Annotated in this window: 13 protein-coding genes; 5 read left to right on the top strand and 8 right to left on the bottom strand. The window is 60.5% G+C overall.

The features are described from left to right. Positions 1-92 precede the first annotated feature (92 nt). On the bottom strand, positions 93-350 hold the full coding sequence (locus DMX12_RS13945; protein WP_009682891.1) for a hypothetical protein: 258 nt from the start codon (positions 348-350) through the stop codon (positions 93-95). Between the two features lie 453 nt (positions 351-803). Between DMX12_RS13945 and DMX12_RS13940 the strand changes: the two genes are divergently transcribed. Further along, positions 804-2720 (top strand): reprolysin-like metallopeptidase, encoded by a 1917-nt coding sequence (locus DMX12_RS13940; RefSeq protein WP_110678153.1) that lies wholly within the window; start codon positions 804-806, stop codon positions 2718-2720. Positions 2721-2745: 25 nt separating this feature from the next. Here the strand turns inward: DMX12_RS13940 and DMX12_RS13935 are convergent, their stop codons facing one another. The 4 genes from DMX12_RS13935 to choX all read right to left on the bottom strand — a co-directional run bounded on the left by DMX12_RS13935 (position 2746) and on the right by choX (position 6234). After that, entirely contained in the window at positions 2746-3240 is a 495-nt protein-coding gene (locus tag DMX12_RS13935; RefSeq protein ID WP_110678151.1) for a thioesterase family protein, read from the bottom strand. A 10-nt stretch (positions 3241-3250) separates the two neighbouring features. Then, complete coding sequence (locus tag DMX12_RS13930) at positions 3251-4216, bottom strand: L-carnitine dehydrogenase (RefSeq protein WP_110678149.1); 966 nt, start codon at positions 4214-4216, stop codon at positions 3251-3253. Between the two features lie 19 nt (positions 4217-4235). Then, positions 4236-5120, bottom strand: a complete 885-nt coding sequence (locus tag DMX12_RS13925) for a 3-keto-5-aminohexanoate cleavage protein (protein WP_110678147.1) — start codon at positions 5118-5120, stop codon at positions 4236-4238. Between the two features lie 169 nt (positions 5121-5289). Further along, positions 5290-6234 carry a choline ABC transporter substrate-binding protein gene (gene choX, locus DMX12_RS13920; protein ID WP_110678145.1) on the bottom strand — a complete coding sequence of 315 codons (945 nt, stop codon included), beginning with the start codon at positions 6232-6234 and terminating at the stop codon, positions 5290-5292. Between the two features lie 142 nt (positions 6235-6376). Between choX and DMX12_RS13915 the strand changes: the two genes are divergently transcribed. Then, on the top strand, positions 6377-7324 hold the full coding sequence (locus tag DMX12_RS13915; protein ID WP_110678143.1) for a GlxA family transcriptional regulator: 948 nt from the start codon (positions 6377-6379) through the stop codon (positions 7322-7324). Between the two features lie 3 nt (positions 7325-7327). Here DMX12_RS13915 and DMX12_RS13910 read toward each other — a convergent pair whose 3' ends face one another. The 3 genes from DMX12_RS13910 to DMX12_RS13900 form a co-directional block, all read right to left on the bottom strand. Next, complete coding sequence (locus tag DMX12_RS13910; RefSeq protein WP_110678141.1) at positions 7328-7945, bottom strand: hypothetical protein; 618 nt, start codon at positions 7943-7945, stop codon at positions 7328-7330. A gap of 73 nt (positions 7946-8018) precedes the next feature. After that, positions 8019-8711 (bottom strand): hypothetical protein, encoded by a 693-nt coding sequence (locus DMX12_RS13905; protein WP_110678139.1) that lies wholly within the window; start codon positions 8709-8711, stop codon positions 8019-8021. 134 nt (positions 8712-8845) lie between these two features. Further along, positions 8846-9262, bottom strand: coding sequence for a lysozyme inhibitor LprI family protein (locus tag DMX12_RS13900; RefSeq protein WP_110678137.1), 417 nt, complete (start codon positions 9260-9262; stop codon positions 8846-8848). Between the two features lie 285 nt (positions 9263-9547). On the opposite strand from DMX12_RS13900, the gene DMX12_RS13890 reads away from it, so the two are divergent. The 3 genes from DMX12_RS13890 (at position 9548) to dgcA (ending at position 13209) form a co-directional block, all read left to right on the top strand. Then, positions 9548-10525 carry a dipeptidase gene (locus tag DMX12_RS13890; RefSeq protein ID WP_009682902.1) on the top strand — a complete coding sequence of 326 codons (978 nt, stop codon included), beginning with the start codon at positions 9548-9550 and terminating at the stop codon, positions 10523-10525. A 77-nt stretch (positions 10526-10602) separates the two neighbouring features. Beyond that, positions 10603-11133: a DUF5943 domain-containing protein gene (locus tag DMX12_RS13885; RefSeq protein WP_029886397.1), complete on the top strand. Its 531-nt coding sequence runs from the start codon at positions 10603-10605 to the stop codon at positions 11131-11133. Positions 11134-11148: 15 nt separating this feature from the next. Continuing rightward, positions 11149-13209 (top strand): dimethylglycine demethylation protein DgcA, encoded by a 2061-nt coding sequence (dgcA, locus tag DMX12_RS13880; protein WP_019096852.1) that lies wholly within the window; start codon positions 11149-11151, stop codon positions 13207-13209. Positions 13210-13292: the final 83 nt, after the last annotated feature.

Raw genomic sequence — 13292 nt, 5'->3', positions numbered from 1 at the left:
AGGCGCTGGATATCTTCTGACAAACACCTGTCAGCCCTGATGCGATCCCTGTGGGAGCTGGCTTGCCGGCGATAGGGCCGTAACAGAAGAAATCAGGCGCGCTTGTTGAACTGCGCCAATGCCGGCAACAACTGCTTGTCGATGGCCTGGCGTACCGCCGGCAGAATCGTCGCGCTACCGGTATACATCTGTTCCACCATCCCCTTCAGGGCCCGTGCATTGGGCTCGGTCAGCCCGCGCACCACTGCCTCGCAGGCCTGCTCGGCAGTGGCCCCGGCTGGAATGTCGAACCCACGCGCCCGCAGGTGGCCTGCCAGGTCGTCCTGATCAATCAAATCCGCATGCATCATGGCTGTTGTCCCTTTTATCGCGAAGAGAGTGCTGCTGTGATTTACGACCGATTCTGTGACGCGGGCGACAGACCCGCAACAACAGAATGCCGGCATGGCTGCCATGGCTAAGAACAGGTCGTTTACGGCTAAATCCAGCGCCTTCCCAGGCCCCACACTGAGGCCATTCACGGTACCAGAGGGTTTGGTCACCCTCGTTCATGCACAGTGGATGTTGCTCGCTCTTGGCCCCGGATGCTCACGGCTTTCCGGGGTTATTTTTTGGGCGCAGGGTGTGTTCTGGCTCGGCGCATCGGCCTGCCCGGCCTGTGCACTGGTGCTGGAAAACAACAGTGCAATCAACCAACACTTCCATGTTCATCTAGGGCCGATGCACACCTGGTAAATCTGTCAGTTGTTTTCGGTTGGCGACTGCCCCGTAATTTTACTTTCCAGTGAAATGGGGAATTCGCTATGAAGTTCTGGCTGCGTTTGATTTCAGCAACCGTATTGGTCGTGGCAAGCATGGGCCTGCTTGCCAGCAGTGATGAGGCAATATCGCCGCCCTTGCAGCTTTTCCAAATGGCTGAAGATGATGATCCAGTCGCTCTCCAGGACAATAACGAGATCCATCCATTGCTCAATGATCTGTTAAAGGATCCCGCTACCGAGCAGGTGCATCGCGTGCGTGTGAATGCAGCAGTCGTCACCGCGGCCACGACAACGCTGAGTGTTCCGTTGGGTGAGCACAAGAACGCTACCTTCAGGCTGCGGCGTAGCGATCCGCCGGCCCCGGGGATGGTGGGGTGGGTCGGAGATTCGGTGGCTGGGCCGGATGAAAGCAACACGACTGAAATTGATTTTGATCCTTTTACCTGGATCTCCCTCGTCCGCGATGGGCAGAAGTTGGTGGGGGCTATTCACATTGGCGGGGTCTCCTACGAACTGCACTATATTGGGGCCGGGCAACATGTGCTCGTCCAGATCGACGAAGCCAAGCGCCCTGTCGACAAGTTCATTGAACCGCGTCGGCAGCCACAACAGCCCAGTGCTCACAGAGTGCCAAGTTCAGACCACAGCACCATCCGTGTGCTGTTTTTTACAACCCATGAACGGCGCGTCAAAAACCCGGATTACCGTGCGACGCTAGCCCGTGTCGTGCAAGATGCCAATCAGGTGATGCTCAACTCGAATGTACCCGTTACTGTCAGTATTGCGGGGTTCATGGAGCCTGATTACAAGGAAGGCGACAAGACCGGTGTAGAGCAGTTCAGGGACTTCAGGACGCCGGGTCGAGACTTGAATAATGAGGTGCAGCGCTGGCGCGATGAGCTTCTGGCCGACGTGGTAACGCTGTATACGTCCTACCCGGGTACAGGGGGTGAGGTCGCCACAGGCGGCTATGTCATTGTCGGTGCTGCTGAAGCGTTCGCTCACGAGATTGGGCACGTGTTGGGCGCCGCGCACGGTTGGAACGGAACATCGCCTGGCTACAAGTTCGGTTATAGCCATGATAATCCGAAATTCCATACCCGGATGGTCACCACATGGGGGGCCATACCCTATTTCTCCAACCCAAGGCTCACTTATCAAGGCGTGCCAATAGGTACGCCCGAACACCATGATGTGGCTCGCACCCTCGATGAGCATCGGGAAGAAATCGAAAACCTCTACCCCCCACCAACCGCACCTAGACTCTATGTTGAACTTTATGCGGAGCGTAATTTTCTCGGTCAGCAGTGCAGCATATTCATGGTGCCCGGCATGCATCTGCCCCCTTGCACCGCCGTGAAATCAATGAAGGTCAGTGACTTTACCGACGGCAGCAAGTTTTGCTTGAAGTCCTACAGGCTCGATCTGTCGTCTTGTTATGTGGGTGCCTATGCAGGCGACTTTGAAGTCGCAGATATCGACAAGAAAGCGGCATTGCCGCACGGCTTGCGTCGTGAAGACTCCGGCTCGAAACCACTGGTTGGCAATATCGACCACGTTGAGTATGCGAGGGATAACAAACTAACCATCCAACTCTACTCGCAGGCGAATTTTCGAGGTGCTTCTTGTGAGCTTCGGCTCCCCGCCGGGGCTGTTTACGACCTGTCAACCTGGGCTGCGTGTAGCGCGGTGTCCAACGGCAAGTCGCGTTCGGCGAAGGTTTACGGCTTTCTTGGCGATGCCAGGAAGCTCTGCTTCCATAGCGAAACCTCGGCCAAGAGCCTGTGCTTCAGCGGGTCTTACAAAGGCCGTTTTGAGGTCGCCAATTGGGACAGTGCCAGTGGGCTGCCTGAAAACCTCATCAGGGTTCATCGGGGGGGAGGGTATATGAACGGGGCCATCTATCGTGTCTCCTACGATATTGATACACATGATCAACCGCCTATGCCCAGCCGTTGATGTGCGTGGGTAAGGGGCCGAAGGGTCAGCAGGTTGAGCCGTCCGCCGGCTGGCTCAGGCGGCGGATGGTTGCGCCAACGTAGTTGGGTATCGACAAATCATCCTGTTGCGTTTGCAGGTGATGTATCGCCGCCATGCTGCGCGCTTCGAACGGCGCGGATTTCGGCCCCGCCAGGTCAACGTGCAGGAGCATCTGCTCGCTGGCAGCCAGCACCTCATCGAACCCGGCCCGGTGCAGGCTGTGATAGACATGCAGGCGCTTGCGATCAACGCCGACGATCTGCGTCTGCACCCACACCTCGGTGCCAAGCTTCACCTCATGCAGGTAGTTGATGTGCGCCTCCAGGGTGAACAGCGAATGCCCACTCTGCCCTCGGCTGTCGGCATCCAGGCCGATGCGCTCCATCAGCGCATCGGTGGCGTAGCTGAAAATCAGCAGGTAGAAGGCATCGCGCAGGTGCCCGTTGTAGTCCACCCAGCCCTCCTGGACTGGGGTGCGATAGGTGATCAGTGCGGGCATTGTGGGCTCCTCATTCGCCGAACGACATGCCGTGCGTTTGCTTGCTGCTCTTTACGGCTTCAAGCACTGCAAGCAGGGTGTCATCACGATAGCGTTCCAGTGCGGCAATGCTGCGTTCACCCAGTTGCGCCGAGGTGCCGTCCACCACATCGTCAATCAGTTTGTCGGTCAGTTCCGGTGCGGGCAGGTAGGTCCACGGCAGTTTCAGCGCCGGGCCGAACTGCGACATGAAGTGGCGCATGCCTGCATCGCCACCGGCCAGGGTGTAGGTGAGGAAGGTGCCCATGAACGACCAGCGCAGGCCGGCGCCAAAGCGGATTGCGTCGTCGATTTCACCGGTGGTCGCCACGCCGTCGTTCACCAGGTGCAGGGCCTCGCGCCAGAGTGCTTCGAGCAGGCGGTCGGCAATGAAACCGGGCACTTCCTTGCGCACGTGCAGCGGGCGCATGCCCAGGGCGGTATAGATGACCTTCGCCGCCTCGATGGCTTCGGGCGCGGTACGTTTGCCACCGACGATTTCCACCAGCGGCAGCAGGTACACCGGGTTGAACGGGTGGCCCACCACGCAGCGCTCGGGGTGCGTGGCAGACTCGTAGAACTCGCTGGGCAGCAGGCCGGAAGTGCTGGAGCCGATGATGGCCTCGGGCTTGGCCGCGGCGCTTATTTTTGCGTGCAGGTCGAGCTTCAGGTCCAGCCGCTCTGGTGCGCTTTCCTGAATGAAATCGGCACCGCGTACGCATTCTTCGATGGTGGCGACGAACTTCAGGCGGGCTTGTGACGCGCCGGGCGCCAGCCCCTGCTTCTCAAGCGCTGGCCAGGCATTGGCAATACGCTTGCGCAGCGCCGGCTCCGCGCCAGGTGCAGGGTCCCAGGCGACCACGTCCAGGCCATGGGCCAGGGCGCGGGCGACCCAGCCGCTGCCGATCACGCCGCTACCCAGGGCGGCGAAGGTCTTGATCTCGGTGATGAAGGGCATATCGGTCTCCTGAGTGGGATCAGCGGCGCTTGAGGTTCATTTTTTCCCGGCCTTCTGCCGGGCTGAGCACGCGGCCACCCATGCGGGTGATGATTTCGGCAGCGCGTTCCACCAGCTGGCCATTGCTGGCCAGCACGCCACGGTCCAGGTACAGGTTGTCTTCCAGGCCCACCCGCACGTTGCCGCCAAGCAGCACGGCCTGAGCCGCCATCGGCATCTGCATGCGGCCGATGCCGAAGCCGGCCCAGGTGACGTTGGCCGGCAGGTTGTCGACCATGGCCTTCATGGTGGTGGTATCAGCCGGCGCGCCCCACGGGATGCCCAGGCACAGCTGGAACAATGGGTCTTCGAGCAGGCCTTCTTTCATCATCTGCTTGGCGAACCACAGGTGGCCGGTGTCGAAAATCTCCAGCTCGGCTTTCACACCCAGCTCGGTGATGCGCTTGGCACCGGCGCGCAGTTGCGCGGGGGTGGAGACGTAGATGGCGTTGCCGTCGCCGAAGTTGAGGGTGCCGCAGTCGAGGGTGCAGATTTCCGGCAGCAGGGCTTCGACGTGGGCCAGGCGCTCCAGCGGGCCGATCAGGTCGGTGCCGGGGCCGAACTCCATCGGCGATTCGCCCGGGCCGATTTCCAGGTCGCCGCCCATGCCGGCGGTGAGGTTGACGATGATGTCGACGTCGGCTTCGCGGATGCGCTCCATGACTTCGCGGTACAGCGCCACGTCACGGCTGAAACGGCCGGTCTGTGGGTCGCGGACGTGGCAGTGGACCACGGTGGCGCCGGCTTTGGCGGCTTCGACGGCGGATTCGGCGATCTGTTTCGGGGTGACCGGGACCAGGTGGCTTCTGGCGACCGTGTCGCCAGCGCCGGTGAGGGCGCAGGTGATGATGACGTCGTGGTTCATGGCTTTGTTCCTTGTGTTGTTTGTGCTGGCCCTTTCGCTTGTAGGAGCGGCCTTGTGTCGCGAAAGGGCCGCGAAGCGGCCCCAGATTTCAGCAGCGCGCACAAATCCTGGGGCTGCTGGCGCAGCCCTTTCGCGACACAAGGCCGCTCCTACAGGCGAAGAGGCCGGATCAGTTGGCGGTGAGCTTGAGGTTGTCCGCAGCCGGCTTGCCGTCAAAGGTGGTCACACCCTCAAGCCAGCGGGCTTTGTCCTCGGGGTGGTCCTTGAGCCACTGGCGGGCCGACTCCAGCGCGTCCTTGTGGTCGAGCAGCGGCTGCATCATGCGGCTCTCGTCCTCGGCGCTGAATTTCAGGTTGGCCAGCAGGCGGTTGGCGTTGGGGCAGCGTTCGGCGTAGTCCGGCGCGGTCACCGTCCACACCGTGGCACGGCCTTCGTCGGGGCCGAGGGCGTCCTGGCTGTCACCCAGGTAGGCCATGTCGATGTTCACGTTCATCGGGTGCGGTGCCCAGCCGAAGAACACCACGGCTTCCTTGCGCCGCACGGCGCGGTCGACCGCGGCGAGCATGCCCGCTTCGCTGGACTCGACCAGCTGGAATTTGCCCAGGCCAAACTGGTTCTTGGTGATCATGGCCTTGATCTGCGTATTGGCCCCCGAGCCTGGCTCGATGCCATAGATCTTGCCGCCCAGTTCCTTTTCGAACTTGTGGATATCGGCAAAGGTTTTCAGGCCCTTGTCATACAGGTATTTCGGCACGGCGAGGGTGGCGCGGGCGTCTTCCAGGCTTGGCTTGTCGAGCACCTTGACCTGCCCGGCGTCGACGAACGGGGTGATGGTCTGGGTCATGATCGGGTTCCAGTAACCCAGGAACATGTCCAGGCGCTTGTCGCGGATGCCGGCAAAAATGATCTGCTGCGAAGCGCTGGTCTGTTTGGTCTGGTAGCCCAGGCCATCGAGCAGCACCTGAGCCATGGCGCTGGTGGCAATGACGTCGGTCCAGTTGACCACGCCCAGGCGGACGTGCTTGCAGGCCGCGGGTTCGGCGGCCAACAGTGGGGAAGTGGCGATGCTGCTCAGGGCAAGGGTCAACAGGCTGCGGCGGATCAAGCTGTGCATGGTGGCTCTCCATCGGCAGTGCATATTGTTATGGGGTTCGGTCTCTCTGGGCCGTGTGAATACGCTACGCTGGCGCCATCTTGCCCAAGCGCACGCTAGCGACAGGAATTAGCACCTGGGCGACCAGTTTCTGTGGAGGGGGATGATGGAGACGATTGCCTTTCTGTTGGTGCCCGGTTTTTCCGCCATGGGGTTCATTTCTGCGGTGGAACCACTGCGGGTAGCCAATCGTTTTGGCGGGCCGTTGTACCGGTGGCAGGTGCTGAGCCTGAACGGTGAGGCGGTGCTGGCGAGCAATGGCATGTCTATCAATGCCGATGCCGCTCTGGGGGAGGGCGAGTCGCCCGACATCCTGCTGGTGGTTGCGGGCTTCGAGCCACTTGCCAATGTCGCACCCAAACTGTTGCATGCGCTGCGCCGGCTCAACCATGACGCTGTCATGCTTGGGGGCATCGACACCGGTGCGATGGTGTTGGCCGAGGCGGGGCTGCTCGAGGGTTACCGGGCGACGTTGCATTGGGAGGCGCTGGAGGCCTTCAAGGAACGCTATCCAGGTCTTCAGGCCACCCAGGAGCTGTTCGAGATTGACCGCAGCCGCATCACCTGCGCAGGCGGAACGGCCTCGATCGATCTGATGCTGTACTTGATTGCCCAGGCTCATGGCAGCGAACTAGCGGTCAAAGTGTCCGAGCAGTTCGTGCTGGGGCGTATCCGTCAGCGCCAGGACCACCAGCGTATGCAGATCGGCGCGCGTTACGGCATCAGTAACAAGAAGCTGATCCATGCCATTGGCGAAATGGAAAAACACTTCGAGCCACCACTGACCACGCTGGATCTGGCAGCCGCGATCAAGGTCACGAGGCGTCAACTGGAGCGGTTGTTTCGCATACACCTGGATACCACACCCAGCAGTTTCTATCTCGCGTTACGGCTGGACAAGGCGCGTCAGCTGTTGGCCCAGACCGACATGTCGGTGACCCAGGTCAGCATTGCGTGCGGGTTCGAACTTCCATCGTATTTTACGCGGCGCTACAAGCTGAAGTTTGGGCGGTGCCCGCGGGAGGAACGTCGGCCGGGCGGCCCCAAATGAGCTTCACTCAAGCTCGCGCTCGAGAATTGCCCTCAGTTTTTCCCGGTTGCTCGCTTGCAGGTCCTTGCGAAGCGGGGCAAAACCTTCTGCATTGAAGCGTGCACCCAGATGGTCGAATGTCAGGTTCAACTTTCGGGTGGGCTCGACCGGGTCGGTAACGCAGTAGGTATAAAACAGGATCGCCACCGGAACCTGGTCACCTTCATGGTCCATTTCGATACTTAGATGTGAAGAAGCGTTCATGACGGTGAATTTACGTGCACCCGCCGACTGCAGGGCGTTTTGAATATTTTCTTCCAGGCTTTTGAACCAAGGCCCTTTGGCGCGCGGTGGCGGTAGAAAGCCATTGTATACATCGCTGAGCGCAAGCAAGTGCGGCTCATACACAATGGTTTTGTGTGTATGTTCACACAGGGTGAATTTCAATGATTTCAAGGTGGCGAGGGCGAGCGCGAACCATTGCCGAGGCTGGGTCTCCATCGAGTAGCTTTCATTGGCCAATGCTTGTGAATGACGCAGGCATAGCTGCAAATCTTCCCATGTCTCGAGTGTCAGCCAGGGGGCAGGCTTTATTCTTAGCCGCTCCTCGAATATTCGGGTGTCCAGGCTTGTATCGCTCATGTGGCATTGTTCCTCGATGGCTGCACATGACCAGAACCGGGTACCAGCACCTTCTGGTACCCGGCCTCGCTCATCAGCTAGTGAAAAACTCGCCGAGGTCTTTTTTGACTTTCTCGTTCACAAGTTCCCGCGCAGCGTCGAAGTGACGAACGCTGAACGTGCCTTGTTGCGAAGCGCGGTAGACGCGGGTAGACGTTTTGTCGACCTTGCGGGTCAGGGCGCCCTCACGCTCGATCTTCGAGTCGTAGCTGGCCTGGAAGCTGGTCATGTACATGGCGGGCAGGCCTTGTGGCGTCATTTCGCACTGGGCTACCACGAAGTTGCTCGATTTGCCGGATTCGCTATGGCTGTGCTTTTCCAGGTGTGCCTTGACTTCCGGCTTCTGCACGACAACCTGCAGAGCACGCCTGGCGCAAGCGGCGCGGCGAGGGTCCGCGGCAACGCTGATGGTGACGGACTTGGTGATCAGATCTGCCAGGGTCAGGTTGTCCTCATCAATGGCATCTTCGGCATGTGCAGTACCTGTCATGGTCCAGCCGAATTTGATCAGGCCATCGTTGTAGAAGTTGTACCACTCGCGCTGCTGGGTTTCCTTGTCGAACTTCTTGTTGGCCAGTGCGGTCATCAAGCCCAGGCCGGACAGGATGTCTTGGGCAACGTCGGCAGGCACATTGTCAGCGAAAACGCAGATGGCCTGGCCGGTAGCGGCAACGCGCTCCTGGCCCTCTTTGCGGATTTTTTCCATTTCAACTTTGATGTCAGCCACTTTGTAATTCCTTGATAGTTTTGAATTTCAAGACACACATGCTGAGCACGTGGTCGGAGGGCACTATCGAGCAATGACGCAGGGGGCATCAGCGGCATGTTGTTCCTCGGGCGTTGGTCCTTCTCAGGTGCTGATCAATCTTCGGGGGCTGGCTCGTCACCGTCTTGCAGGCCCAGGCCGCGCAGGTATTCCGCCCGCTCATCGCTGCGCTGTGCAATGCAGCTGTTCCAGGCAGTCTGGTAGGCCTTGCTGCCTGGCTGTTCAGCGTGGGTTTCGACCTTGCAGTCTGCATCACGCAGTTGACGCCAGAGTTGCTCGGCTGCCTCTATTCGCGATATCAGGCCGGCTTCGTCGCCGAACTGGTCACGCATGCGTGCGGTGAGTTCGTCGTAGGCCGACTGCAGCTCACGCTCGGCGACCTGCTTGTTGAATGCTGCGCAGGCGAAGGTTTGCTGGTCGGTTTCCACATTGTCGCAAGGCGTGCTTTCTTCCTCGCTGGCCTGGGCCCCGCTCACAACGGCCAGCAGCGCCAGCCATGCCATTGATTTCATCCTTTTTCTCCTCACCTGGCTGTCGAATCGCAGGGATTCTCGCTCAGCCTGCGCTCTGGTGGTAGCTACCTGACCAAATGTTCATGAAGTGGCCGCAAATGCCGTTGTCGAGACTGTCTCGCATCGCCAGCCCGCGCGCCAGATGCCCTGTTGTCGCGCATTGACGCTTTCGGCAAACCCCCTGTCGTTTTTGCATCGGGGCGCCTTTGGGCACAGGCATATGCTGGCCCCAAAGCGCCGGCACAAGGTTTGGCGCCAACCCATTCGATAAAAGGGGACAGCCTGATGAGCCCAGCCGAACTTCACGCCGACAGTATCGTCATTGACGGCCTGATCATTGCCAAGTGGAACCGCGAGCTGTTCGAGGACATGCGCAAAGGCGGGCTCACTGCGGCCAACTGCACGGTATCGGTGTGGGAAGGGTTCAAGGCAACCGTCGACCAGATCGCCGCCAGCCAGAAGCTGATCCGCGACAACAGCGACCTGGTAATGCCGGTGCGCACTACCGCCGACATCCGCAAGGCCAAGGAACTGGGCAAGACCGGCATTCTCTTCGGCTTCCAGAACGCCCATGCCTTCGAAGACCAGATCGCCTACGTCGACGTGTTCAAGCAACTGGGCGTTGGCATCGTGCAGATGTGCTACAACACCCAGAACCTGGTGGGCACCGGTTGCTACGAGCGCGACGGCGGCCTGTCGGGCTTTGGTCGCGAGATCGTCGCCGAAATGAACCGCGTCGGCATCATGTGCGACCTGTCCCACGTCGGCTCCAAAACCTCCGAAGAAGTCATTCTCGAATCGAAAAAGCCGGTGTGCTACTCGCACTGCCTGCCATCGGGCCTCAAGGAGCACCCGCGCAACAAGTCCGACGCCGAGCTGAAGTTCATCGCCGACCACGGCGGCTTCGTTGGCGTGACCATGTTCGCCCCGTTCCTGGCCAAGGGTATCGATTCGACCATCGACGACTACGCCGAAGCCATCGAGTACACCATGAATATCGTGGGTGAAGACGCGATCGGCATCGGTACCGACTTTACCCAAGGCCATGGCCAGGACTTCTTCGAGTACCTGACCCACGACAAGGGTTACGCCCGCCGCCTGACCAACTTCGGCAAGATCATCAACCCGCTGGGTATCCGTACCGTGGGTGAATTCCCCAACCTCACCGAAACCTTGCTCAAGCGCGGCCACTCCGAGCGCGTGGTGCGCAAGATCATGGGCGAGAACTGGGTCAACGTCCTCAAGGACGTGTGGGGCGAATAAGCCGCTCTCCAAGCCTGAATGCCCCTGCCAGCAACGCCGGGGCACCCAAACAAAAATTTTTATGGAGTTGAGTTTCCATGGCCAAAATCGCCCCGCAATTGCCAATCGAAGTCGACAGCGAGACCGGTGTCTGGACCAGCGACGCCCTGCCGATGCTGTACGTGCCGCGCCATTTCTTCGTCAACAACCACATGGGTATCGAAGAGGTACTGGGCGCCGACAAGTACGCCGAGATTCTCTACAAGGCCGGCTACAAGTCCGCCTGGCACTGGTGTGAAAAAGAAGCAGAGTGCCATGGCCTGGAAGGCGTGGCGGTGTTCGAGCATTACATGAAGCGCCTGAGCCAGCGTGGCTGGGGCCTGTTCGAGATCCAGGACATCGACCTGGATAAGGGCACCTGCAGCGTCAAGCTCAAGCACTCTGCGTTCGTGTACGTCTATGGCAAGTGCGGCCGCAAGGTCGACTACATGTTCACCGGCTGGTTCGCCGGCGCCATGGATCAGATTCTCGCTGCCCGCGGCAGCGCTATCCGCACTGTGGCCGAACAGGTCTATGGCGGGTCGGAAGAAGGCCACGAAGATGGCCTGTTCGTTACAAAGCCGTTGTAAGCCGGAGATAGCGTCATGGCATTCGAAGCAATGTTCCAGCCGATCCAGATCGGCAAACTGACCATCCGCAACCGCGTGCTCAGCACCGCGCACGCCGAGGTCTACGCCACTGACGGCGGCATGACGACCGACCGCTATGTGAAGTATTACGAGGAAAAGGCCAAGGGCGGTATCGGCCTGGCGATCTGCGGCGGTTCGTCGGTGGTGGCCATCGACAGCCCCCAGGAATGGTGGGCATCGGTCAACCTTTCCACCGACCGCATCATCCCGCACTTCCAGAACCTGGCCGACGCCATGCACAAGCATGGGGCCAAGATCATGATCCAGATTACCCACATGGGCCGCCGCTCGCGCTGGGACGGCTTCAACTGGCCGACCCTGATGTCGCCTTCGGGTATTCGCGAACCGGTGCACCGCGCCACCTGCAAGACCATCGAGGTGGAAGAGATCTGGCGGGTGATCGGTAACTACGCCCAGGCCGCGCGTCGCGCCAAAGAGGGCGGCCTGGACGGTGTCGAGCTGTCGGCAGTGCACCAGCACATGATCGACCAGTTCTGGAGCCCGCGGGTCAACAAGCGTACCGACGAATGGGGCGGCACGTTCGAGGGCCGCATGAAGTTCGGCCTGGAAGTACTGAAGGCTGTGCGCGCCGAAGTCGGTGACGATTTCTGCGTGGGCATGCGTATCTGTGGCGACGAGTTCCACCCCGATGGCCTCAGCCACGAAGACATGAAGCAGATCGCGGCCTACTACGACGCGACCGGCATGCTGGACTTCATCGGTGTGGTCGGCTCGGGTTGCGACACCCACAATACCCTGGCCAACGTCATTCCGAACATGAGCTACCCGCCAGAGCCGTTCCTGCACCTGGCGGCCGGTATCAAGGAAGTGGTCAAGGTCCCCGTGCTGCACGCACAGAACATCAAGGACCCGAACCAGGCCACGCGCATTCTCGAAGGCGGCTACGTGGACATGGTCGGCATGACCCGTGCGCACATGGCCGACCCGCACCTGATCGCCAAGATCAAGATGGGCCAGATCGACCAGATCAAGCAGTGCGTCGGTGCCAACTATTGCATCGACCGCCAGTACCAGGGCCTGGATGTGCTGTGCATCCAGAACGCCGCCACCTCCCGTGAATACATGGGCGTGCCGCACATCATCGAGAAGACCACTGGCGTGAAGCGCAAGGTGGTGGTGGTAGGTGCCGGCCCGGCGGGCATGGAAGCGGCCCGCGTGGCCGCCGAGCGTGGCCACGATGTGACCCTGTTCGAGAAGAAGGACCAGATCGGCGGGCAGATCACCATCGCTGCCAAGGCACCGCAACGTGACCAGATTGCCGGTATCACCCGCTGGTACCAGCTGGAACTGGCGCGCCTGAAGGTCGACTTGCGCCTGGGCACCGCCGCCGACGTGGCGACGATCCAGGACCTGCGCCCGGACGTGATCGTGCTGGCGGTAGGTGGCCACTCGTTCCTTGAGCAGAACGAACACTGGGGCGCCGCCGAAGGGCTGGTGGTCAGCAGCTGGGACGTACTCGACGGCAAGGTTGCGCCGGGCAAGAACGTGCTGGTGTACGACACCATCTGCGAGTTCACCGGCATGTCGGTGGCCGACTTCATCGCCGACAAGGGCAGCCAGGTCGAGATCGTCACCGACGACATCAAGCCGGGCGTCGCCATGGGCGGTACTACCTTCCCGACCTACTACCGCAGCATGTACCCGAAAGAAGTGATCATGACCGGCGACATGATGCTGGAAAAGGTCTACCGCGAAGGCGACAAGCTGGTGGCGGTGCTGGAGAACGAGTACACCGGCGCCAAGGAAGAGCGCGTGGTTGACCAGGTGGTGGTGGAAAACGGCGTGCGCCCTGACGAGCAGCTGTATTACGCGCTGAAGGAAGGTTCGCGCAACAAAGGCCAGATCGACGTGGAGGCGCTGTTCGCCATCAAGCCACAGCCGATCCTCAGCCAGCCGGGCGAAGGCTACCTGCTGTACCGCATCGGTGACTGCGTGGCCCAGCGCAACGTGCATGCGGCGATCTACGACGCCTTGCGCCTGTGCAAGGACTTCTGATCGCACCGTCTATCTAGAGACGGGACTGGCCCCCCTGTAGGAGCGGCCTTGTGTCGCGAAAGGGCTGCGAAGCGGCCCCAGCA

Source organism: Pseudomonas sp. MB-090624 (genome assembly GCF_003205245.1).
Classification (GTDB): Bacteria; Pseudomonadota; Gammaproteobacteria; order Pseudomonadales; family Pseudomonadaceae; genus Aquipseudomonas; species Aquipseudomonas juntendi.
Note: the sequence above shows the minus strand (reverse complement) of the source record. Positions and strands in the feature narration are given on the sequence as shown.

Bases quoted from the DNA above. Each gene is read 5' to 3' on its own strand.
- DMX12_RS13885 (WP_029886397.1), top strand. From the start codon at position 10,603: ATGGCCAAAATCGCCCCGCAATTGCCAATCGAAGTCGACAGCGAGACC.
- DMX12_RS13945 (WP_009682891.1), bottom strand. From the start codon at position 350: ATGATGCATGCGGATTTGATTGATCAGGACGACCTGGCAGGCCACCTG.
- DMX12_RS13890 (WP_009682902.1), top strand. From the start codon at position 9,548: ATGAGCCCAGCCGAACTTCACGCCGACAGTATCGTCATTGACGGCCTG.
- DMX12_RS13940 (WP_110678153.1), top strand. From the start codon at position 804: ATGAAGTTCTGGCTGCGTTTGATTTCAGCAACCGTATTGGTCGTGGCA.
- dgcA (WP_019096852.1), top strand. From the start codon at position 11,149: ATGGCATTCGAAGCAATGTTCCAGCCGATCCAGATCGGCAAACTGACC.
- DMX12_RS13925 (WP_110678147.1), bottom strand. From the start codon at position 5,120: ATGAACCACGACGTCATCATCACCTGCGCCCTCACCGGCGCTGGCGAC.
- DMX12_RS13900 (WP_110678137.1), bottom strand. From the start codon at position 9,262: ATGAAATCAATGGCATGGCTGGCGCTGCTGGCCGTTGTGAGCGGGGCC.
- DMX12_RS13915 (WP_110678143.1), top strand. From the start codon at position 6,377: ATGATGGAGACGATTGCCTTTCTGTTGGTGCCCGGTTTTTCCGCCATG.
- DMX12_RS13910 (WP_110678141.1), bottom strand. From the start codon at position 7,945: ATGAGCGATACAAGCCTGGACACCCGAATATTCGAGGAGCGGCTAAGA.
- DMX12_RS13935 (WP_110678151.1), bottom strand. From the start codon at position 3,240: ATGCCCGCACTGATCACCTATCGCACCCCAGTCCAGGAGGGCTGGGTG.
- choX (WP_110678145.1), bottom strand. From the start codon at position 6,234: ATGCACAGCTTGATCCGCCGCAGCCTGTTGACCCTTGCCCTGAGCAGC.
- DMX12_RS13930 (WP_110678149.1), bottom strand. From the start codon at position 4,216: ATGCCCTTCATCACCGAGATCAAGACCTTCGCCGCCCTGGGTAGCGGC.